Source organism: Shinella sp. (assembly GCF_052438155.1).
Classification (GTDB): domain Bacteria; phylum Pseudomonadota; class Alphaproteobacteria; order Rhizobiales; family Rhizobiaceae; genus Shinella.
This window is the reverse complement of record NZ_JBQVPI010000031.1, coordinates 1-21,201: the sequence shown is the minus strand read 5'-3', so window position 1 is coordinate 21,201 and position 21,201 is coordinate 1. Positions and strand designations below refer to the sequence as shown.

Genomic DNA, 21,201 nt, shown 5'->3' with positions numbered 1-21,201 from the left:
TCAGCCTTTCCTTGCATGCATGACGCGGCCGATGAGGTTCATGAGAACCTGCGCGGCCAGGATGGAGGTGGAGCCGGAATGGTCGTAGTCGGGCGCGACCTCGACCAGGTCGATGCCGACGACCGTGCCGCGCTTGGTCAGCGCCGCCAGGATCTCCAGCACCTCGTAATAGATGAAGCCGCCATGCGACGGCGTGCCCGTACCCGGTGCGATCGACGGATCGAAGCCGTCGATGTCGATGGTCACGTAGTAGCGCGCACCCGCCGGCACGCGCTCGGCCACCGCTTGTGTTCCGAGCGCCCGGATCTGGCGCACCGACAGGATATCGGAGCCCATCTTGCGGGCGTCCTCATAGCCTTCCTTGGCCGTCGACGAGACGTTGCGGATGCCGAGCTGTGACAGGCCGCTGACATAAGACTTTTCCGCCGCGCGGCGCATCGGGTTGCCGTGGCCGTAGCGCACACCATGGCGCTCGTCGACGAAATCGAGATGGGCGTCGATCTGCACGATATGGATCGGGCCGTTCTTTTCGCAATCCTCGGCAAAGGCGTTGATGCAGGGGATGTTGATGGAATGGTCGCCGCCCAACACCACCGGCAGCGCACCGGCTTCCAGGATCTTGCGCACGCCGAATTCGATATTGGCATGGCTCTTCATCGTGTCGGTATGGACGATGTCGGCATCGCCGATATCGACGATGGAGACCTCGCCGCTCGGCAGGTAGGTAGCGTCGTCCTCGTGGTCATAGGCACCGCCATGGCCGAAGGAGAACAGGGTGGAGGCCTCGCGGATGGAGCGCGGCCCGAAACGGGTGCCGGCGCGCCATTGCGTGCCGCAGTCGAAGGGTGCGCCGAGGACGGCCACATCGGCGTCGATGGCATCCCAGTCGGGCTGGTAGGGATATTTGCCGAAGGTGCAGATGCCGACAAACGGCAGGTTCAGGCGTCCGGTTTCATAGGAATTGCTGGCCATGGTCGTTCCATTTCAGTTGGGTTGAGGGAAAAGAGGCGCCTATTTGCCGCCCCTGACATATTTGCTGCCGATGGCCGCCGGCGGGCGCACCCGGCCGGCGAAGACGACGAGCGCGACGAAAGAGGCTAGGAAGGGCACCATCGAAAAGAGCTGGTAGGGCACGTCCGGATTGTTGAACTGCAGGCGCAGTTGCAGGGCCTCCGAAAAGGCGAAGAAGATGCAGGCGGCGAAGACCAGTGCCGGGTTCCAGCGCCCGAGGATGACCGCAGCAAGCGCGATCCAGCCCTTGCCCGCGCTCATGTTCTCGGTGAAGACGAACACCTGGCAGAGCACGAGATAGCAGCCGCCGAGCCCCCCGAGGACGCAGCTCGCAATCACGCAGAGCGCACGAACCGCCGGGACGCTGACGCCGACCGTGTCGGCGGCGATCGGGTAATCGCCGATGGCGCGCACGATGAGGCCCCAGGGCGTGCGGAACAGGAACCAGTAGGTCAGCGGCACCATCAGATACATCAGGTAGGCAAGCGGATCCTGATTGAACAGGACCGGCCCGATGACGGGAATGGCCGAGAGGCCGGGGATCGCCAGTGGCGTGAAACCCGGCAAGGTCGATGTTGCGTCGGCCCCCAATATGAGGCGTGCCAGATAGGAAGTGAGCCCCAGTACAAGGATGTTGATCGCGATGCCCGTCACAAGCTGGTTGATGCCGAGGTTGACGGCAAGACCGGCGAGGACGCAACCGATGGCGACGGCGGCGAAGAGGCCGACAAGGAGCCCGCCGATTGGCGTCCCGGTGAGATAGGCGCCCGTCGCCGCGCCAAAGGCGCCGCCCAGAATGCAGCCTTCCAGCGAGACGTTGAACACCCCTGCGCGCTCGGAAAGCACCCCGCCGAGCGCGGCGAAGATGATGGGAATGGACAATCTGAGAACGGTGGAAAGGAAATCCACCCAGGCCGACATATCACCTATCAGACTCATGACCTGCCTCCGGAATTGTTCGCAGCGCCCTCGGCGAGGCCGGTGTCCAGTAGCCTGCGCCGTTCGAGGAACCGGCGCCAGTTGCCCCGGTCGAACCGGAAGGCGAGGCTTGCGGCGACGAAGATGATGACGAGGCCCTGGATCGCCTCGACGACCGTGCTTTCAAGCCCGACGGCGCGCTGCATGATGAGGCCACCGACCTTCAGGCCGCTCAGGAAGAAGGCGGCGATCGGCGCCATCAGCGGCGACAATTGTGCGAGGAACGCAACGACGATGCCATCGAAACCGTAACCCGGCGAGAAGAGGTGGTAGAGGCGATGCTTGAGGCCCAGCACCTCAAAGGTGCCGGCGAGCCCGCCGATCGCACCGGCGACGAACATCACCGCCACGACATTGCGCCGCACGCGGATGCCGGAATAAGTGGCTGCCGCCGGGTTCTTGCCGATTATGCCAAGCCCGAAGCCGATCGTGGTGAAGCGGAAGACGAACCAGGCCACGAGGCAGAGCACGATGCCGACTACCACGCCCGCATGGGCATCGGTCTGCGGCATGATGTAAGGTAGCCAGAGCCCCTCGCGGATTTCTTCCGAATAGGGATAGGGCGCGCCCTCCTGCATCATCGGCCCGCCGGCGACATAGCTCACCAGATTGATGGCGATGAAGTTGAGAAGGATGGTGATGATGACTTCGTTGATGCCGCGATAGGCCTTGAGGTAGCCCGGAATGAGCCCCCACAGCCCGCCGCCGACCGCACCCGCGAGGACGCAGAACGGCACCTGAAGATAGGGCGACATCTCCGGTAGGAGCAACGCCGCCATCGAGGAGAAGAGGCCGCCCATATAGATCTGCCCCTCCGCGCCGATGTTGAGCAGGCCCACCCGGAGCGGCAGGATGACGGCAAGCCCCGCCAGGAGGATCGGCGACATTTTCGCCAACGTGCTGGCAAGTCCGTAATAGTCGATGAATGCACCACCGAAGAGGGCCGCATAGGCGTCCCAGGGATTGACCCCGGCGACGGCGATGAGGCCCGCGCCGGCAAGCAGCGCGGCCAACACAGCCCAGACCGGGCGCAACACGTAAAAATACTGGATGGCTCGCAGCATCACGCCACCTCCGCTTCGACAAGCCCGCCGAGGAGAGCACCGACGCGCTCGGCCGTCGCCTCTTCCGGAGAAATGATGCCAGTGATCCGTCCCGCGCACATGACCGCTACGCGATCGCAGACGCTCAGGATGTGTTCCAGCTCGGTCGAGATGTAGAGGATCGCCGTGCCGCGCTCGCGCTCGGCGAGAACCGTGCGATGCACAGCCTCGATGGCGCCGACGTCGAGGCCTTTGCAGGGCTGCATGATCACCAGGAGCCGCGGCCGGCACTCGACCTCCCGGGCAAAGATCAGCTTCTGCTGGTTACCGCCCGACAGGAAGCGGATCGCTTGATCCACCGATTGCAGCCGCACGTCGTAGCGCCGGACCCAGTCCTCCGCCACCGCCTTGGCGCTGGCCGTCCTGAGCATAGGGCCGGATGAAAAGGGATCCTCCCGGAAATCGCGGATCATGGCGTTCTGATAGACGGGGAGATCAAGGACGAGACCCGTGCCGTGGCGGTCCTCCGGCACGAAGGAAATGCCGAGACGATGGCGGCGTTCGTAGACGCCGGCGGTCGTGATGTTCTCCCCGGCCAGTTCCACCGTGCCGCCTTCCGCCACGCGCAGGCCGGTCAGGGCCTCGGCGAGTTCGGCCTGGCCGTTGCCATCGACGCCGGCAACGGCGAGGATTTCTCCCGCCCGGATGTCGAAGGAAACGCCTTTCAGGGCCTGGTTGCCGCGATTGTCGCGCGCCTTGAGGTCGCGCACGCGCACCAGGACCGCATCCGATTTCGGCGGCGATTTTTCGAGCGTGGTAAGAACGACGTCCCGCCCGACCATCATGCGCGCCATTTCGCGCGGCGTGGCGCCTGCCACGGGAAGGTCGGCGGAAACGACGCCGCGGCGCAAAACCGTCACCCGATCGGCCACCGCCGCCACCTCGTCCAGCTTGTGGCTGATGAAGATGATGGTCTTGCCCGCCGCCCGAAGCCGCCGCAGGCCTTCGAGGAAGGCCTCCACCTCGTTGGGCGCCAGCACGCTGGTCGGCTCGTCGAGGATGATGAGGCGGGCGTCGCGATAGAGCACCTTCAGGATTTCGACCCGCTGGCGCATGCCCATTGGCAGCTTCCAAACTTCCTGATGCGGGTCGATGTCGAAGCCGAAGCTGTCGGCAAGTGCCGCGAGCCGGCGCGCATGGCCGTCGAGGGAAAGCCGCATCCCCTGCCCCGGCAGGCCAAGCACGACGTTCTCGACGACCGTCAGCGTTTCCACGAGCATCAGGTGCTGGTGGATCATGCCGATGCCGAGATCCATCGCCCGGCGCGGGGAGGTGATCTTCTGCGGCTTGTCATCAAGAAGGATGCGGCCTCCGTCAGGCTGGTAAAGCCCGTAGAGGATGTTCATCAGCGTGGTCTTGCCCGCGCCGTTTTCACCGAGAATGGCGTGTACGGTTCCCTGCGCGATCGTCAGGTCAACGCCGTCGAGCGCCTTGAAGTCGCCGAACGTCTTGGTGATTTTTTCCAGCCGGAGTCCTTGCGCGGTCATGGCACAGTCCAGGATTCTTGCGAGCGGTGAAGGGGGCGCGCGAGGAGGAATACCCTCCCCGCGCTGAAGCATAACGCCTCAGTGGAAGTCGATTTCGCCGGCCTTGATCTTTTCGATAATCGCCGCCACCTCGTCCTGCACGGCTGCCGGCACGGAGGCGTGATAGGTCCCGATGCGCGCCGCCGTCGGCGTTTCCAGGCCGTAGATGTAGGCCTTGCCTTCCAGCTTGCCTTCCTTGGCCGCAGTCAGCGTGGTGAGCAGCGCACCGCGCATGTCGAAGATGGCGGACTGAACGACCGTATCGGGCCAATCGGAGATTGCATCGTAGTAGATGCCGATAGCCTTCTTGCCCTTCTCCTTCACGCCCTGAAGGCTGCCGACCACGGCATTGTCCATTGACGGGAAGACGACATCCGCGCCCTGGCTGATTTCGTTGAGAGCGGCTTCCTTGCCCTTGGCGACATCATCCCAGTCGTTCGTCCAGGCGGTCATCACCTCACCGTCCGGGCGGGCCGCCTTGAAGCCCTTGGCATAGCCATTGCCGAGATCGACATAGAATTTCAGCTTCTGCGCGCCGATATAGCCGCCCTTGCCGGTCTCGGAGACTTTGCCGGCCACATAGCCCATGACATAGCCGAGCGCCGGGAAATCGAAGCTCATGATCGCGACGTTGCCGCCCGGCTCCGTGCCGTTCACCACAACGAACTTGGTATCGGGAAAGCGGGAGGCGACCTTGGCGACCGAATCCTGGAACTCGCCGCCGTGGCCGATCACCACGGAATAACCGCGCCGCGCATAGTCGGCGAGCGCTTCGGGCTGGTCCGGCTGGGCGACCTTCTCGCTATAGGCGAATTCGAGGCCCAGTTCCTTGGCCGCGTGTTCCACGCCCTCGTAACCCGCCTGGTTGAAGGACTTGTCCGTCTTCACGCCCGGCAGGACGATTGCGACCTTGAGATTTTCGGCAAAGGCCGGCGCCGACAGGCCAAGGCCCGTCAAAACCGTCGCGGTTGCCAGCAAGCAGAAAGAACGTCGGAAAATGTTCATGCTCGTTCCCTTTATTTTTTATAGCATAAAAAGTTTATGTCACTAAAAAATCTTGTCAACACCAATTTTGGTTGCGCATCATGGAAATCGGAGGCAAAAGCCATGCAGGGAGGCAGACGGGTGATATGGCCTTGATGGGACTGAGAGAACGGCAAAAAGCAAATCGCCGCGAGCGCATCCTGGAAGTCGCAAAGGCGCGTTTCCAGACGGATGGGTACGCCCCGACCACGATCGAGCTGATCGCCAAGGATGCCGACGTCTCCGCGGTCACCGTCTACAACTACTTCGATAGCAAGGCCGGGCTTCTTCTCGCGCTGGTCGGCGAAAGCGACCAGTTGCTGATCCGCCAGCTGAAGGCCATGATCGCGCGCCAGCCGACCGACCTCATCGATGCCGTCGCCACCTTCGGCCAGATCCTGCGCCGCCATGCCATGCGCTATCTCGCGAAGTCGACATGGCGCGAGGTTCTTTCGGCCAGCATCCAGGAAGGCAGCAGCGACTTCGGTCGAACCTATCTCGAACTGGATCGTGTTCTCGTTGAGCTCATGCGCTCGATGATCGTCGACTTCCAGGCCCGCCGCCTCGTACCGGAGACCGTGGACAGCGGCGCACTCGCCGATTGTCTGTTTTCACTGCAGAACATCCGGTTCTTTCAGTTCATCGCCGATGACAACCGCGCCGATGAGGATATCGACAGCCACCTGCGCAGCGACCTGAAGGCGCTGCAAGGTCTCTTCTCCACGCCCGCCCTTTAACGGGCGGCGGATCCCCCGGAAATGGAGGCAAGCCCGCCGGCCTGACCGAGGCGTTCCGCCATGTCGGTTTCCAGATAATCGATCGCCTCTTCCGGCCCGGCTGTCGCCCGGCGGTGCAGACGGACGTCCAGATGCCCGAGCGGTGCAAGGCCATCGGCCATCGCCAAAGGCCGGACATCATCAGTGACGGTGCTGTCAGCCATGGCGGTGACGCCGAGCCCGGCCCTCAACGCCGCAAACACGGCACTGTGGCTGGAACTGAGATAGGCGATCCGACAGGGTTTCGCCTCCCGGTTCAACAGCAATTGCGCCACGAGAGGGGCACCAACCGGGCACAGCCGCTGGCGGCCACCGACTGGCTGCTCGTCTATGTCGTGGCGGTCAGCGAGGAGAATGCGACGGAAGTCGCGCTGGAGCATCACCTCGGCATGACCTGCGTCCGGTCGCAGGGCCGGTACAGGTGCCATGCATCGAAACAATGCGCCAGGCCGGGCAGGACATCGCGGAGAAATACAAGGAAACTTCGATCGGTGGGCTCGCGGTGGATCTGTCCGAGTGCTGAAATCCAGCGTTTCGCTTGCCAATCCATCCCCATTATCCAATCGTAGAAAACCCGCCGCCGCGAAAGCTGCGGCGGGTTGAACAATCCGGGAGTCCGGATGTCCCGCTCAGGCCTCCTTGCGCCAGAGCTTCGACAAGGCCCAAAACCCGACGGCGACGCCCGCCAGGACCAATTCACCGATCAAGAAGTCCGTAGTCTGGGTTACGAGAGCATAGCCGGTGAAGGCCACGACGATAATGGGCGGAAGTGGCCAGAATGGCATCTTGAACGGCCGGTGGACATCCTTCTGGGAAATGCGGCTCCAGAAAGCAGCAATCCCGACGAAAAAGTATACCGTCGCGATCATAGTTCCGGCGAACATGATGAGCCAGTCGAGGCTGGACATCATGATCAGGAACACTGAGGGGACGAGCAGCGCGGCAACACCCCAGCCCGGCGAATGAAAGCGGTTCAGTTCGGCGAGCTTGCTGCCGATCGCCGGTGGCCACAGGCCATCGCGCGCCGAGGCGAAGACGCCGCGGGCGAAATACATTTGGAGCGTCAGGGCCGCGTTGAAAAGCGCTGCGATGACGCCGATATTGACGATCGTACTGGCCCAGGAGCCCAGCGCGCTTTCGACCGCGGAAACGATTGGCGCGTCCGACTGGAGGAAAGTGACTAGGTCGGGCGCTGCGATGACGCCGCAGAAAAGCGGAATCGTGATGAGGATCGAGGCGAGAATCGCAGCATAGACAACGGCCTTGCCGACATCATGGGCACCCCCCTTGAGTTCTTCGACGAAACCGCAAACGGCATCGTAGCCGTTCAGGACGTTGAAGGCGGGGGCAAGCGTCGCCAGAGCGATACCAAGGGTCAGGGGAACGAGTTGTCCGTTCTCCAGCACGACTGGATGGAAAACCACGTCGATCGGATTCTGGACTGGAGCGACGAAGGCTGCAAGCACGATAAGCCCGACCACGATGAGCTGCACGAAAAGAATGGCGATGTTCACCTTCGCGCCAATCTCGACTTTCGTGATGGCTATGGCGCCAGAGATGGCCAAGAGCACAAATGCAATCACCTCATTCGGCACGGTGATCCATGGAAGCAGGTTCTTCAGGAAGATCGGGATCCCCAGAAGCAGCGACGCCGGGATCACGATCCCCTGTGTCACGAAATTGAAAAGCGTGATCCATGCCAGCGGCTCCGGCAGGGCGCTGCGCACCATCGAATAGGAGCCTCCCGTAGACGGGTAGGCCGAAGCAAGCTCGCCGAGGCACATGGCTATAAGGACCACGACGACGCTGAGGATCAGCATCGCCCCGACACCAAAGGTCCCACCAACCTGAAAAACACCCGCTGTCAGCAATAGGACGGCCATTGCCGGCGAGGCATCTGCCATTGCCAAGCAGACCACATGCGACACCTTGAGTCGCCGCCGGAGCGTGTGAGCCTCCCCCTCGGTTGCCGCTGCGTCATACTCCGGACTCTGACCGGATCCTTCTAGCACTTTCGTCGATGACATTGGTCACTCCCCCCTCTTTGCATCCGACATAGATGCAACCTTCAACCTTTCGGACTTAGGTCGTCACGCTATGCGACGCGTTCGGCTCCTCCAGCGAAACGCGACACAGCCCTCACAAAATTATAGGCACTTAAAAATTTTACTAAGTAAATTTTTTAGTCGCGAAAATTTCTTTCGTCAACTTCGAATCCACGGGTGTATTCGATGAGATTTTCAACCAGCGACGATCCGCAAACTATCCCCAGCCGACAGCGCGTGAGTTGCGCTGACCGGTCCTGTCGCCGGTGATGCGGTGGCCGACGCGATGAAAGCGGCCGAGGTATTGATTTCCACTGAGAGCTGACCCGGCGTTGCAGTTCCCCTCGGGCTGGACCACCGAGAGGTTCAATGCAGAACGCCCCGGTTCCCGAGAATTCCGGCGCAGGATGGCATGAACAAGCTGATAGCCGTACGGCGATGACGGCCTTGGGCAGCACTGTGCCTGAAAGGCATGGCGAAGACGGCGCGCCGGATTTCAGTATGACCGCTAAACGATCCGTACCTCAGCGCCAAATCCGGGGGAGCTCAATCCCGTCCCACTGTTGACAGCAGAAAAAACCGCCACTACGCTACACTTGTATACAGGTATAGCTGTCTTTACCTACACATGGAGGGGAATCATCATGCTTCGGTCTTATCTCGCGGCAGCGCTCGGCTGCGCCGCCGCTCTGTCAGTCACGCCCCATGCTCAGGCGGGGCCTGTCTTCGACGAAGTGGTGTCGGGCGGCAAGCTCGTCTGCCTGGTCAGCCCCAGCGCGCCGGGCTTTTCCGTGCCTGACAGCGCCGGCGTCTTCCAGGGTTTCAACGCCGATTTCTGCCGCATGGCGGCCGCCGCCATCCTTGGCGATGCCAGCAAGGCGGACATCCGCGGCATCGGCTTTTCCGACTCACTGAAGAGCCTCGTCTCCCGGCAGGCGCACATGGCCTCCCGCTCCGTCACGGAAACCGGCACGCGTTCGGCCGATCCCGGCCTCGCCTTCGTCGCGACCACCTTCTATGACGGCCAGGGCTTCATGGTGCCGAAGGCGCTGGGCGTGAAATCCGCCAAGGAGTTGAAAGGTGCGACGATCTGCGCCGAGGACGGCTCGACGACGCTGCTCAACATCGCCGACTGGTTCGCCGCTGAAAGCCTCGACTACAAGGTTGAGAACATCGCCGACAAGACCGCCCGCCTGCAGGCATTCTTCGCCGGCAAGTGCGACGCCTATGCCTCCGACATGACCGCGCTTGCCGCCGACCGTCGCCTCGCCAAGACGCCCGACGATTACGAACTCCTGCCGGAAATCATCTCCGCCGAGCCGCTGACGCTGGTCACGCAGCCCGACGAAACGCTGGAGAAGGTGGTCCGCTGGGCCTTCGAGGTCATGCTGAATGCCGACGAGTTCGGCATCAACTCTAGCAATGTCGACGCGGCCGTCGCCGATCTCGACAAGCAGCCGAAGGCCGTGCAGCGCCTCTTCGCCAAGGACGGCGCGACCGCCGACATGGCAGCCAAGATTAAGCTGCCCGTAGACTGGGCCTATCAGGTCATCAAGCAGGTCGGCTCCTACGGTGAAGTGTTCGACCGCCATCTCGGCTCCACGACGCCCTTCAACCTGAAGCGCGAAGGCAGCCAGAACGCCTCGGCCAGCAAAGGTGGCCTGATGTACGCCTATCCGATACGGTGAGACGAACAGCCAGAACGAGGAACGGCGGCGTGGCGGATATCGACGATCCCATATCCATCCGCGCCTCCGTCGATTGCCCCGGCGGCGGGCGCCTCATTACGCTCGGCGCGCCCGGCGTGATGATCGATCATCGCGGCGAGGTTTGGGTCGATCTCAATGGCATCAACGAGACGCTTGCAGCGCTTGCCGCCAGCGGGACCGCTCTCTTCCTCTTTCTGGCGCGCGACGTCGATTGCCCGCCCGGCTTCCGCCTCCTCCTTCGCAAGAGTATCAGGCAGGCGGGCATGGCCTTCGTCGCCCTGCCAATCGACGATTTTTCCGCGCCCGGCGCGGCGTGGATACAGGCCTGGCGGCGGCTGGAAGGACGGGTTTCGGCGCTGCTTGCCAAGGACCGGGCTATTGCGCTCTGCTGCAGTTACGGCGCGGGGCGCAGCGGCATGGTCGCCGCTCACATTCTCAACGGACAGGGCCTCTCGGTCGAGGAGGCCTTGTCGACAGTGCGCCGGGCCTTTCCGGAATCGGTCGAAAGTCCGCTTCAAGAAGACTGGCTGCACAATCAGGACAACGGCCGCGCCAAGGCGCGCCAAAGCATTGGAAAGGGGAAAGCGTGAGCTTGCCGCAAACATCGAGATCCGGTCCGCCTCGTTCGGAAGATATGCTGCAGGAACTGCGCTTCCGCATATGCACCACCCATCCCGACACGCCGATGATGTTGCATGAGGGCAAGCTGGCGCAGGAGTTCGGCGTCAGCCGCACGCCGATCCGCCAGGTTCTGCAGCGGCTTTCCTTCGAGCACCTGCTGGAAACGCGCTCGGGCGTCGGCACGGTGGTCAGCACACTCGATCCTGCCCAGCGCAACCTGCATTTCTCCATGCTGTCGGACATGTTGAACCTGTGCACGCGCTGCTGCGCGACGAGCTTCGCCATGCCCGCCCGCATCCAGCTCGCCACGATCGGCGAGATCACCGCCAATCCCGGCGACACACCCGTCGAAAGCTACTTCACCATCCGTGCCAGGCTCCTCGATCTCGTCTCCGGCCTGGTGCTCGACCCCATCGCCGCCGAGGCCCATGCCGCCCTGCACTGGCGGGCGATCCGCTGGCGCATGCAGGCCGCCCATGATGATATCGACGCGGCCTTCCCGGCCCTGCGCGCGACCGTCGCAGCGGTTTCGACGGCGCAGGCGCCAACCGCCCTTCTTTCGCAGCTTGCGGCGGAAAGCTCATGACACAAACACCCTTCCTGCGCCCACTCCGGCTGCCTTCAGGCATTGCCGGCACTCTCTGGCTTGGCCCCATGCCCGGCCGTCTGCGGCCGTTCGATGACGACCTCGCCGATCTGCATGCGCAAAAAATCAGCCGCATCGTCAGTCTCACCCCCCTTATGGAAATCGCGGAGAAGGCACCCGGCTATGCCGCCGCCCTCACCGGGGTGATGGATATTCCCGTCACCCGCTTCCCGATCACGGATTTCGGCGTTCCCGCGGACGAGGCCGGGCTCTTCGCTCTTGCCGGCGAGACGGCGCGGGAACTTGCCGCAGGTGGCCGGATCTTCGTGCATTGTGCCGCCGGCATCGGCCGCACCGGCACTTTCGCCATCTGCGTTCTCCGCGCTCTCGGCCTCGATGCAGCCGCGGCCACCTCGCTTGTCGCCAACGCCGGCTCCGGGCCGGAGACCGAGACGCAGAAGGCGCTGGTCACCCGTTTCGTCCCGCCTGCCGAAACCAACCCCTGAGCGTGCCCCATGGACCGGAAGCTGCAAAACCCTCACGCCACGCAGGACGGTCCGCCCAAGACGGGGCCTGCCGTTTCCCTTGCCGATATCGGCATCTGCCTTGCGATCCTCGTGGCCTTCGCGCTCGTCGCCTTCAACGTCCATTCCAACATGACGACGGCCGGCATTCAGCCAGGCTTCGGCTTCCTCGCCCAGCAGGCCGGCTTCGATCTCAGCGAAACGCTCATCCCCTACGGGGCGAATGACAGTTATCTTCGGGCGATCCTCGCCGGCCTGGCCAACACCATAGCCGTCGCTTGCGCGAGCCTCGTCATTGCCTGCATCGCCGGCCTGCTGCTCGGCCTTCTCAGCGTCAGCGCCGCGCCGCTTGCTCGACTCTTCGCGCTCGCCTATGTCGAGCTCTTCCGGAACCTGCCGAAGATTCTCGTCCTGCTGGTGATCTTTGTCGCCGCGGTGAACGGCCTGCCGGCCATCCGGCAAGCGTTGGTACTCGGCCCCTTCACGATCTCCAACCGGGCGATCTACCTGCCATCGCTGTCGGACGACCCGCGCAACACAATCTGGCTCCTCGTCAGCCTCGTTCTCGTTCCGGCTCTCATCTGGTTCTGGGCGCGCCGGGCCACCCGTCATCAGACCCTCACCGGCAAGCGCGTGCCCGTGCTGCCGGTCGCGCTGGCCCTTTGCATCACTGTCCCGGCGGTACTCGCCATCGTTCTCGCTGCGCCGCTCGGTCTCTCGTGGCCGGTGCTGGAAGGCTTTTCCGTCGAGGGCGGCGTCGCGCTGTCCATCCAGTTCTGCACCGTTGCAGTCACGCTCGGCCTCTATCATGGCGCGCAGATCGCCGAGGTGCTGCGCGGCGGCATCGAGGCGGTGCCGAAAGGCCAGATCGAAGCTGCAGCGGCGCTGGGTCTCAGGAATGGGCAGACCACCCGGCTCGTCGTCGTGCCGCAGGTGCTGCGCACCGTGGTTCCACCGCTCAACAACCAGTTTGCCAACCTTCTGAAGAACACCTCGATCTCCATTGCCGTCGGCTATTCCGACCTCATGTCGGTAGCCGGCACCGCGATCAACCAGACCTTCCGGCCGCTGGAAACCATGCTGATCACCATGTCGATCTACCTACTGCTCTGCCTTGCACTGACAGGCGCGCTGAACCAGTGGAGCGCGCGCATCAGCGCCCGCGAAGGAAGGAACGCACGATGACCCGGGCCAACGCCTTCCTGCAGCGGCAGCTTTCCCGGCCGGGCTCCAGCCTCCTGTCGCTGGCAAGCGGCGGCCTTGTGCTCGCAATCCTCTGGGCCGTCGCCGACTGGTTCATCCTGTCGGCCGTACCACCCTTCGCGGACCCGGCTGCCTGCGCGGAAGCTACCGGCGCCTGCTGGCCCTTCTGGACGGAAAAATCCCGCTTTATTCTCTTCGGCACTTATCCGTTCGAAGACCAGTGGCGACCGATGGCCGTCTCGCTCATTCTGCTGGGCCTTTCCATCGCCACCGGCCAAATGGCCGTCAGCGGGCGCTGGCCGGATATCCGCCTCTTCGCCGGGCTATGGCTTTCAGGCATGGCCGCGTCCTTCGTGCTGATGGGCGGCGGCGTCTTCGGTCTCGCTCCCGTCGATGCCAACAGGTGGAACGGCTTGCCGATCCTCCTCATCCTTTCCACAATCGCGCTCGCCCTCGCTCTGCCCATCGGCGTGCTGCTGGCGCTCGCCCGCTACCAGACACGCCACCGGCTGCTGCACCGCGCAGCAAGTGCCTATGTGGAGATCATGCGCGGCGTGCCCATGGTGACGCTGCTCTTCGTCGGCGTCTTCGTGCTGCCGCTGACCTTGCCCAAGGGCATGGCCATCGATCCGATCGTAGCAGTGCTGATCGCGCTGGTCTTCTTCCACGCCGCCTATTTCGCCGAGGATGTACGCAGTGGCCTCATGGCCTTGCCCGCAGGCCAGCATGAGGCGGCCTCCGCCCTCGGCCTTGGCTTCTGGCAGACCGCCCGCCTCGTGCTGCTGCCGCAGGCCATCGAGCGTGCCATGCCCGCCCTCGTCAACAGCACCATCGGCGCCTACAAGGATACTTCCCTCGTGGTGATCCTCGGCCTGCACGATCTCAGCGCCACCGCCCGCATGGCCTTCAGCGACGTCGCTTGGGGAAACCAGGCGCTCGAGGCCTATGTCTTCGTCGGCGTGTGGTTCCTGCTGTCTTGTTCCTACCTCTCCTGGATCGGCCGCCGCCTTGCCGCACGGGCGGCACAGGGACGGAAGCGGAGCCTTTGAAACATGCGAGCTCGACGCAGGGCAAGCGCAGCGCCAACCGTCACTTGTGTCGCCACGGCCTGAAGGTCGATCGACCCTACATGGGGTCGGAACAAGATTTGTTCCCCCAGACACGCTAAGATCGAACGGACAATGAACTTTCGTCACGAACCCGTATAATGGTCTGCCGGCTGGTGGCAAATTTCCTGACGATGACTGAAACGCTTATCCCTGTCGCGAGATCGTCGCGCACATCCTGCTTCTGTTTGTCGCTGAGTGTCGAAGGGCGGCCGAGGGCCTTGCCTTCTGACTTGGCGCGCTTGAGGCTGAAGTGCGTCCGCTCGATCAGCAAATCCCTTTCGAACTGCGCGACGGCATTCAACACCTGCATGGTCATCGTGCCGGCCGGACTGGTGAGATCGGCCCCGCCGAGCGCGAGGCAATAGACCCTTACGCCCATTTCGGCCAGTGCCCGACGGTGGTGCTGACGTCGATTGCATCTCGGCCGAGGCGGTCGAGCTTGGTTACGATGGGAATGTCCCCGGACTCCAGCTTGTCCACAGCCGGGAAAAGCCACGGCGCTGTACAGTGGCGGTGCTGCCGGAAACGACTTCGGTGACGTTCCGTCGTGGTTCGACCTGAAAGCCGGCGGCTTCGATCTCCTGAATCTGGTTTTCGGTGGTCTGACCGGCCGTTGAGACGCGGGTACAAGCGAAGGTCCATGGCATGAGGTCGATTTCGTCCGAATAGGCTGCCCGCAACATCGGCGCCGTTCGAAAACCCGTCAAGGTAATTTGTGGACAGGGTGTTTTGCCCCTCTAGGCAATCGCTTGTTTTCGGACAAGCCCCCCTGTTCATAGGGGGTGCTGGATGTAAAAGGAGTAGGCAAGTGGGCGAAGGAAACTGATCAGCGCTGCAGAAGCGCGCAATCTTCTCGGTCTGGCGGCAGACGAGGACGGTTTGATCCGGCACTATACGATTGATGCTGCCGATCGCCTCGAATGCGAGTTGCGTCGCCGTCCTCATAACAAGCTGGGCTTTGCCATCCAGATTTGTGTCATCCGGCAAACCGGCCGGCTTCTCGGCGAGGATGAGCAACCGCCTTCAGCCATAGTTGAGTATGTTGCCGTTCAGCCCGGCGTAGATCCCCGCTCCTACTCCTTCTATGCTCACCGTGCGCAAACTCGGTTCGAGCATAGCCGATATCTGACGAATTTCCTTGGCCTGCATACAGCGGATCGCTACGATCGTCGTGCAGCATTGTTGGCCGCGACCGAGGCGGCGCCTTCCTGGGACAAGGGGCTGCCGATCGCCATGGCGGTCATCACGGCCTTTCGTGAGCGGAAGGCGCTGCTGCCTTCTCAACATTCCATCGAGAAGATCGGCATTGCGGCCCGCACCGTTGCTCGCCATCGTGCGGAGAGTGCGCTGATCTCGGATCTCGATCCAGAAAAGCTCAAAACCCTCGATGCCCTGTTGGCCATTGATCCAGCAATCGGGCAGGCGCGCTTTCACTGGCTGCGTTCCGCGCCCGACGCACCGGGAGCAGGGAAGCTGGTCGGATTGACGGAGCGCATCGCGTTCCTACGTTCGCTCGGGATCGATCCCTGTTTGCAGGCCCGCATCCCCCTCCGGACGATGGGACCAGATGGTTCGGGAAGGTGATGCAGCACCGACCTGGCTTGCCGGAGACTTCGGCGCCAGCCGTCGGCGCGCGACGATCGCGGCGCAGATCATCAAGCTCGCCCAGAAGCTCACCGACGATGCAGTGACCATGTTCATCAAGCTGAAGGGCCGGCTGTTTTCGCAGGCGAACAACCGGAAAAAGCAGCGTCACATGAACACCCGCATGGAAACATCCAGGGCGTTGCGGCTGTTCCTCGACACGATTGTCGCCTTGCAGGCCCCGCTAATGATGCTGATGAAGACGCAATCGAGACGGTAAACCGACAGGTCAGCTGGCATCCACGATTGCAGATCAAACCCGGTCTTGAGGCGATGGTGGAGAGCGCCGACGCTTCGCCGCTAATTTTGGCGGCCGAGCAACACGGAAACATCCGCAAGTTCGCGGGGGCCTTCCTTCAGGCGTTCACATTCCGCTCGCGCCGCCGACACGATCCGCTGCTTGCGGCAGTCGCGACCCTGAAAATGCTATATTTGGAAGGGCGTCGTGTCCTGCCGGATCGCGTGCCGGTCGGCCATTTGGGTGTGACCGAAAGGAAACTGATTTCGACGACGGCTAGCCGGATCGGCGGCTTTATGAAATCGCCACGTTCGCTCATTTACGGGACCGGCTGCGTTCGCGGGATATGTGGGTCGAGGGCAGCCGGTGTTCCGGCCGATAGACGAATATCTCATGTCGAAGCCAACCTTTGTCGCTCTGAAGGGGCAAGATCAGCTCGGCCTCGGTGTCCAGAGGATGGTGGAGCCTGGCTCGCCGAGGTCTAGATGATGGACGTCAATCTCAAACGGCTGGCCTGGCGCGCCCGTTTCGGCAAGCTCGATGGCGTGCAGATGGAAAACGGCACGTTGATCGTGACGCCGCATGTCAGCAACGTTCCAGCCGCGGCGGAGGTCCTCAATGCCGAAATCACGGGCATGTATCCTCTGATTGAGGTATCCGATCTCCTGCGGGAGGTGCATGAATGGACCGGATTTGCCGACCAGTTCACCCATGTCCGGACGGGAGATGCGCCGCAGAACATCGCCGCCATGCTCGCCGGCGTGCTTGCCGATGGCACGAATCTCGGCCCGAAACGCATGGTGGGGGCGTCGAAGGGGATCAGTGCTACCAGATCGGCTGGATGCGCAGCTTCCATGCCCGTTCAGAAACCTATCGGGCCGCGCAGGCGTCCGTCGCCGATGCCCATACGCGCCATCCGCATCCGCAAATCCGGGGTGCCGGAACGACGGCCTCATCCGATGGGCAATTCTTCCGCGCCAGCGACCGGACCGCCAGGCGCAGCGACATCAACCTGCATTATGGCAGCGAGCCGGGAGCGAAATTCTATAGCGGGCTTTCCGACCAATACGGCTACTACAGCATCCTCCGACCAGCCCGACCGAAAGCGAGGCCGTCTATGTGCTCGACGGCCTGGTCGACCATGACACGATTCTGGAGATCGAGGAGCTGTTCACCGATACCGGAGGCGCCAGCGATCATGTTTTTGCGCTGTTCTGCCTGATCGGTAAGCGCTTCGCGCCGAGGCTCCGCAATATCAAGGACCGGAAATTCCATACCTTCGAAAAGGCCGATGCCTATCCAACGCTGGCAAATCATATCGACGCGCCGATCAATACCGCGCCTCATCATGGAACATTGGGACGAACTCGTGCGCCTTGCTGCTTCGATCACGACGCGCACCGTTGCGCCATCGGCGATCCTCAAGAAGTTCTCCGCGTCGTCGAAATCCAGCGATCTAGCCAAAGCGTTGCGCGAACTTGGCCGCATCGAGCGCGCGTTGTTTATGAGCGAATGGTATTCCAGCCCAGCATTGCGGCGGCGCTGTCAGGCCGGGCTCAACAAGGGCGACGCCGCGCACAAGCTCAAGCGTGCCGTCTTCTTCCACGAGCAAGGCGAAATCCGCGATCGGTCCTTTGACAGTCAGGCATTCCGGGATTCCGGCCTCAACCTGGTCGTCAGCGCCATCGTCCATTGGAACACCGTCTATCTCAGCCGGGCAACGGTCCATCTGAGCCAACGAGGCCAATTTATTCCCAACGAGCTGCTGAAGCACGTCGCGCCGTTCAGTTGGGAGCACATCAATCTCACCGGCATCTATTCCTGGGACACAGTGCAGCAGATGTCCGACGGCTTCAGGCCCTTGCTGCTTCCCGGCAAAATCCTCCGGGCTGCATGACGTTCACCGTCCGTTCGACCTTAGCATGTCTGGCAGAGCAAATCTTGTTCAGACCCTAATGTCTGGATCAGCGAAATCATCGGAATGCGGGCGCCGAGCCGTGAGGGCGCCTGCCAGGTCTCGGAGAGCTTGGTGAGACACTGCATGACCCTCACCCTGCCGGTTCTAGCCACGGGCTTCCGCACGCGTCATCGTGGTTGACGGATCGCGGATGCGTTCGATTTCCTGCGCGCGCAGCGTGGCAGTCCTCCGGGGCGTTGCCCAGGCTGCACGGGACGGTCTCGCGAAGGAATGCCTGGTAAAGCTGGCCGGTCAGTCTAGGAACCTCATATCGCCGTGAGTGACTGATGCCCATTGAAGGGCAACGGCATTTCCAATGCACTGTTGAAGTTGGGTGCGATCGTTGCGGTCTGCGAATAGCCTAGCAGCGAAGTCGGCATTCCCCATTGACGGCCAGAAATCGATGCTGAATGCCGCCGTTGCATCTCGATTTAGCACCGCGCGGATGGAGCAAATTTTTTCAAGTTTCGTGGATTTGGAAAACTCGGATACAAATGACTGTGGCTGCCTTCGTGATTAGCAAATCCAGGCTTGGTTAGATATCTGCGTGGCGGGATAAAACTATAAATCGTCCGCTTCGGGGCTTCATGCCAACCTATGTTGAAAGCCGCGAGCTTCGGAAAGAATTGTAGCTCGCTATAAGGGAGGTGATCGTGAATCCACCACGCCATAGCTTCCCAACTCACGCCATGATCCAGTTGATCGACTAGCCATGGCACGACAACACATGCGACCGCTCCGATGCCGCTAGGGCTTCTTTGGTCCCAGATATGTCGCGCCATGTTCCTGTGATTTGACGCGCAACTCAAACGATGACGGCAGCCAAATGCGTTGACTTCGGGGGAGCGGTAAGAGAACGGATGTGGAGGCGACCGAACGTGTCCTGAAGCGGCTCTAGGAGGTTTTGGTATAGGCCGCGCCCAGCCGCGATGGCGATCTCCCGGTCATGGGGTAGATTCCGCAAACCCTCGATCGTCGCGATCTCACTGTAAAGGAAATCACGTATAAAGAATGAGTGCGACAAGCGTGTCCGCCCGAATTCTTCAGCCGCACGCACCGATTGAACAGGCTGCTTCATCTGCCCGCCTTCAGCGCAGCCGCCCGATATGCCGCCATGGCAATGATGATCGCAGCGATGACGTTTGATGCGACGCTGGCCGCGATCGGAATGAAATAGCTATGGCTGACATCGTAAGTGAAGCCGGCTGCGCACGGCCCGATGAGTGTGCCTATGGCGACGCTTGTATAGAGAACGCCAATGATGCGGCCGGCCTGCCGCGCACCGAACAGGTCGACCACTACCGCCGGGAGGATCGCGACCCAGCCTCCATAAAACAGGCCGAAAACGATCGCGAACAAAGCGAGTGGATAGAAGGACGAGCTAACAGCCCAGATCGCGAAAGAGGCGGCCATGCCGATATACATGGCAACGAGGAACCGCTCTCGACCCATCTTGTCGGCAATGTCGCCGAGAAAGAAACGGCCGACCGTGCTGCCGACGCCGATCGCGCCAAGCAGCCACACCGCGATTGTTCCGGAAACGCCGTGGTCGATCGCGTAAGGCGTCAGATGGACGAAAGGGACAAACACGCCAATGAGCGATGCGAGATATAGTGTAGTGAAACGCTGCGTTCGGACGGCTTGCCCCACGGACATGACTGATTGCGGGGAATGGGCTTGCAAGGCGAGTGTGCTGTGCGCGGCGTCTGGCTACAACCCGAGCTTCGCCGGATCGTCCTCCATCAGCAAAGCCGCCAGAACACCGAGCACGACCGCGATGATGCCGAGTGTCGTGTAGGCGCTACGCCATCCGACGTACGAGATCAGCCATGTCGCGAACGGTGGTAAGACAAGGGTGCCAACCCCGATGCCGCTGACCGCAAGGCCGGAGGAAAAACCACGACGACTGACAAACCATCGCTGCACCGCGCCCAGTGCAGGCACATATAGAGCGTGCCGCCGTTCGGGCCGCGCGATGCGTCGCCATGGTCGCTATGATGCTGTCGGCGACGGTCGATCACGTCGCGTGACCTGCTGGCCGAAACCGGCGGGCGCAAGATCGGAAGCGTCTGGCGTCATCAGCCGTCGGTCGAGTCAGGTCGCACCGATCTGCCGTTCGAGCCCGGCGGCCGAGAGGATGCGGATATTGGCCTGCCGGTTGCGGCCCGCGTCATAGGCGGCGGCGCGACTTTCGAAATCTCGCGGGATGCGCCACTGGTCGGAGTCGATCCGTTCGGCGATCCCGGCGCGGCGCAGCGCCTCCAGCCGGCGCACATGCGCATCGACGCGGCCACACGGTGGCTTCAGGTGCCGGTGGTTTGTAGTTCAGTGAAGAGTAAGGACGCACGGTGCTGTAGTGCTGCCGCCAGCCCTCGATGATGACCTTCGCCTCCTTGAGCGTGTAGAAGATTTCTCCGTTGAGCAGTTCGTCCCTGAGTTTCGAGTTGAAGCTCTCGCAGTAGCCGTTCTCCCACGGGCTGCCCGGCATGATGTAGGCTGCCTTGGCACCGACCAGCGCAATCCATTCCCTCAAAGCCTTGGCAAGGAATTCAGGACCATTGTCGGAACGAATATGTGCCGGGACGCCGCGCAGGATGAAGAGATCGGAGAACACATCGATGACATCGACAGCCTTCAGCTTCCTCTCGACCCTGATGGCGATGCATTCTCGCGTGAACTCGTCGATCACATTGAGCATGCGGATTTTCCTTCCATTGTGAGTACGGTCCTCGACAAAATCGTAGGACCAGACATGGTTGGGGTATTCCGGCCGAAGCCGGATACATGAGCTTTCGTTCAGCCAGAGCCGACCGCGCTTTGGTTGCTTGCAGGGAACCTTCAGCCCCTCCCGTCGCCATATCCGCTCGACCCCTTTGACGTTCACAATCCAACACGCCAGGTGCAGCATCGCCGTGATGCGGCGATAGCCATAGCGGCCATATTGGAGGGCGAGCGCTGTGATGTCGGCGGTCAATGCCGCTTCGTCATCTGGTGTCGTTGCGACCTTGCGGCTCACGTGGAACGATGCTGGCCAAGAACCCGGCATGCCCGTCGTTCGGACACGCCCAGCACCTCGGTGACATGATCTATACACGCACGGCGGCGAGCGGGGCTTAGAAGTTTCCCCTGGCGGCCTCCGCCAGGATCA

At 62.2% G+C, this 21,201-nt stretch carries 17 protein-coding genes and 5 pseudogenes; 9 read left to right on the top strand and 13 right to left on the bottom strand.

The window, feature by feature from the left end:
* The 5 genes from speB to ACT6VE_RS29805 all read right to left on the bottom strand — a co-directional run bounded on the left by speB (position 1) and on the right by ACT6VE_RS29805 (position 5,623).
* Positions 1-972, bottom strand: coding sequence for an agmatinase (gene speB, locus ACT6VE_RS29825; protein ID WP_444801879.1), 972 nt, complete (start codon positions 970-972; stop codon positions 1-3).
* Between the two features lie 39 nt (positions 973-1,011).
* Positions 1,012-1,950: an ABC transporter permease gene (locus tag ACT6VE_RS29820; RefSeq protein ID WP_444801878.1), complete on the bottom strand. Its 939-nt coding sequence runs from the start codon at positions 1,948-1,950 to the stop codon at positions 1,012-1,014.
* The gene (locus ACT6VE_RS29815; protein ID WP_444801877.1) at positions 1,947-3,053 is read right to left on the bottom strand and encodes an ABC transporter permease; all 1,107 of its coding nucleotides are present in this window, start codon (positions 3,051-3,053) and stop codon (positions 1,947-1,949) included. Before ACT6VE_RS29815 ends, ACT6VE_RS29820 begins: the two co-directional genes overlap by 4 nt.
* A complete protein-coding gene (locus ACT6VE_RS29810; RefSeq protein WP_444801876.1) occupies positions 3,053-4,579 on the bottom strand; it encodes an ABC transporter ATP-binding protein in 1,527 nt (508 codons plus the stop codon). The genes ACT6VE_RS29815 and ACT6VE_RS29810 overlap by 1 nt, the downstream gene beginning before the upstream one ends.
* A gap of 78 nt (positions 4,580-4,657) precedes the next feature.
* On the bottom strand, positions 4,658-5,623 hold the full coding sequence (locus ACT6VE_RS29805) for a BMP family protein (protein WP_444801875.1): 966 nt from the start codon (positions 5,621-5,623) through the stop codon (positions 4,658-4,660).
* Positions 5,624-5,757: 134 nt separating this feature from the next.
* Between ACT6VE_RS29805 and ACT6VE_RS29800 the strand changes: the two genes are divergently transcribed.
* Positions 5,758-6,378: a TetR/AcrR family transcriptional regulator gene (locus ACT6VE_RS29800; RefSeq protein WP_444801905.1), complete on the top strand. Its 621-nt coding sequence runs from the start codon at positions 5,758-5,760 to the stop codon at positions 6,376-6,378.
* On the opposite strand, the gene ACT6VE_RS29795 is transcribed toward ACT6VE_RS29800, so the two are convergent.
* Entirely contained in the window at positions 6,375-6,692 is a 318-nt protein-coding gene (locus ACT6VE_RS29795) for a hypothetical protein (RefSeq protein ID WP_444801874.1), read from the bottom strand. The genes ACT6VE_RS29800 and ACT6VE_RS29795 overlap by 4 nt on opposite strands.
* 75 nt (positions 6,693-6,767) lie before the next feature.
* Here ACT6VE_RS29795 and ACT6VE_RS29790 point away from each other — a divergent pair.
* Positions 6,768-6,940: pseudogene (locus tag ACT6VE_RS29790) on the top strand (L-serine ammonia-lyase, iron-sulfur-dependent, subunit alpha); the annotation flags it as partial.
* Between the two features lie 106 nt (positions 6,941-7,046).
* Here ACT6VE_RS29790 and ACT6VE_RS29785 read toward each other — a convergent pair.
* Complete coding sequence (locus tag ACT6VE_RS29785; protein WP_444801873.1) at positions 7,047-8,444, bottom strand: APC family permease; 1,398 nt, start codon at positions 8,442-8,444, stop codon at positions 7,047-7,049.
* A gap of 662 nt (positions 8,445-9,106) precedes the next feature.
* Between ACT6VE_RS29785 and ACT6VE_RS29780 the strand changes: the two genes are divergently transcribed.
* From ACT6VE_RS29780 to ACT6VE_RS29755, 6 genes are read left to right on the top strand one after another with little or no spacing between them, the layout of a single operon-like run.
* Entirely contained in the window at positions 9,107-10,150 is a 1,044-nt protein-coding gene (locus ACT6VE_RS29780) for a transporter substrate-binding domain-containing protein (RefSeq protein WP_444801872.1), read from the top strand.
* Positions 10,151-10,179: 29 nt separating this feature from the next.
* Complete coding sequence (locus ACT6VE_RS29775; RefSeq protein WP_444801871.1) at positions 10,180-10,761, top strand: protein-tyrosine phosphatase family protein; 582 nt, start codon at positions 10,180-10,182, stop codon at positions 10,759-10,761.
* Between the two features lie 44 nt (positions 10,762-10,805).
* On the top strand, positions 10,806-11,378 hold the full coding sequence (locus ACT6VE_RS29770; RefSeq protein WP_444801870.1) for a GntR family transcriptional regulator: 573 nt from the start codon (positions 10,806-10,808) through the stop codon (positions 11,376-11,378).
* Positions 11,375-11,884: a protein-tyrosine phosphatase family protein gene (locus ACT6VE_RS29765; RefSeq protein WP_444801869.1), complete on the top strand. Its 510-nt coding sequence runs from the start codon at positions 11,375-11,377 to the stop codon at positions 11,882-11,884. Before ACT6VE_RS29770 ends, ACT6VE_RS29765 begins: the two co-directional genes overlap by 4 nt.
* A 9-nt stretch (positions 11,885-11,893) precedes the next feature.
* Entirely contained in the window at positions 11,894-13,087 is a 1,194-nt protein-coding gene (locus ACT6VE_RS29760) for an amino acid ABC transporter permease (protein ID WP_444801868.1), read from the top strand.
* Positions 13,084-14,154 carry an amino acid ABC transporter permease gene (locus tag ACT6VE_RS29755; protein WP_444801867.1) on the top strand — a complete coding sequence of 357 codons (1,071 nt, stop codon included), beginning with the start codon at positions 13,084-13,086 and terminating at the stop codon, positions 14,152-14,154. The genes ACT6VE_RS29760 and ACT6VE_RS29755 overlap by 4 nt, the downstream gene beginning before the upstream one ends.
* A gap of 115 nt (positions 14,155-14,269) precedes the next feature.
* Here ACT6VE_RS29755 and ACT6VE_RS29750 read toward each other — a convergent pair.
* Positions 14,270-14,861: pseudogene (locus ACT6VE_RS29750) on the bottom strand (recombinase family protein).
* A gap of 175 nt (positions 14,862-15,036) precedes the next feature.
* On the opposite strand from ACT6VE_RS29750, the pseudogene ACT6VE_RS29745 reads away from it, so the two are divergent.
* A pseudogene (locus ACT6VE_RS29745) lies at positions 15,037-17,993 on the top strand (Tn3 family transposase).
* 491 nt (positions 17,994-18,484) lie between these two features.
* Here the strand turns inward: ACT6VE_RS29745 and ACT6VE_RS29740 are convergent.
* The 5 genes and pseudogenes from ACT6VE_RS29740 to ACT6VE_RS29720 form a co-directional block, all read right to left on the bottom strand.
* Positions 18,485-19,131: pseudogene (locus ACT6VE_RS29740) on the bottom strand (hypothetical protein).
* Positions 19,128-19,736 carry an MFS transporter gene (locus tag ACT6VE_RS29735; RefSeq protein WP_444801866.1) on the bottom strand — a complete coding sequence of 203 codons (609 nt, stop codon included), beginning with the start codon at positions 19,734-19,736 and terminating at the stop codon, positions 19,128-19,130. Before ACT6VE_RS29735 ends, ACT6VE_RS29740 begins: the two are co-directional and overlap by 4 nt.
* A gap of 27 nt (positions 19,737-19,763) precedes the next feature.
* Positions 19,764-19,997, bottom strand: a complete 234-nt coding sequence (locus tag ACT6VE_RS29730) for an MFS transporter (RefSeq protein WP_444801865.1) — start codon at positions 19,995-19,997, stop codon at positions 19,764-19,766.
* Positions 19,998-20,147: 150 nt separating this feature from the next.
* A complete protein-coding gene (locus tag ACT6VE_RS29725) occupies positions 20,148-20,282 on the bottom strand; it encodes a DUF3363 domain-containing protein (RefSeq protein WP_444801904.1) in 135 nt (44 codons plus the stop codon).
* A pseudogene (locus tag ACT6VE_RS29720) lies at positions 20,224-21,201 on the bottom strand (IS3 family transposase); the annotation flags it as partial. The pseudogene ACT6VE_RS29720 and the gene ACT6VE_RS29725, both read right to left, overlap by 59 nt.

Bases quoted from the DNA above. Each gene is read 5' to 3' on its own strand.
- speB (WP_444801879.1), bottom strand. From the start codon at position 972: ATGGCCAGCAATTCCTATGAAACCGGACGCCTGAACCTGCCGTTTGTC.
- ACT6VE_RS29820 (WP_444801878.1), bottom strand. From the start codon at position 1,950: ATGAGTCTGATAGGTGATATGTCGGCCTGGGTGGATTTCCTTTCCACC.
- ACT6VE_RS29815 (WP_444801877.1), bottom strand. From the start codon at position 3,053: ATGCTGCGAGCCATCCAGTATTTTTACGTGTTGCGCCCGGTCTGGGCT.
- ACT6VE_RS29810 (WP_444801876.1), bottom strand. From the start codon at position 4,579: ATGACCGCGCAAGGACTCCGGCTGGAAAAAATCACCAAGACGTTCGGC.
- ACT6VE_RS29805 (WP_444801875.1), bottom strand. From the start codon at position 5,623: ATGAACATTTTCCGACGTTCTTTCTGCTTGCTGGCAACCGCGACGGTT.
- ACT6VE_RS29800 (WP_444801905.1), top strand. From the start codon at position 5,758: ATGGGACTGAGAGAACGGCAAAAAGCAAATCGCCGCGAGCGCATCCTG.
- ACT6VE_RS29785 (WP_444801873.1), bottom strand. From the start codon at position 8,444: ATGTCATCGACGAAAGTGCTAGAAGGATCCGGTCAGAGTCCGGAGTAT.
- ACT6VE_RS29780 (WP_444801872.1), top strand. From the start codon at position 9,107: ATGCTTCGGTCTTATCTCGCGGCAGCGCTCGGCTGCGCCGCCGCTCTG.
- ACT6VE_RS29770 (WP_444801870.1), top strand. From the start codon at position 10,806: ATGCTGCAGGAACTGCGCTTCCGCATATGCACCACCCATCCCGACACG.
- ACT6VE_RS29765 (WP_444801869.1), top strand. From the start codon at position 11,375: ATGACACAAACACCCTTCCTGCGCCCACTCCGGCTGCCTTCAGGCATT.
- ACT6VE_RS29760 (WP_444801868.1), top strand. From the start codon at position 11,894: ATGGACCGGAAGCTGCAAAACCCTCACGCCACGCAGGACGGTCCGCCC.
- ACT6VE_RS29755 (WP_444801867.1), top strand. From the start codon at position 13,084: ATGACCCGGGCCAACGCCTTCCTGCAGCGGCAGCTTTCCCGGCCGGGC.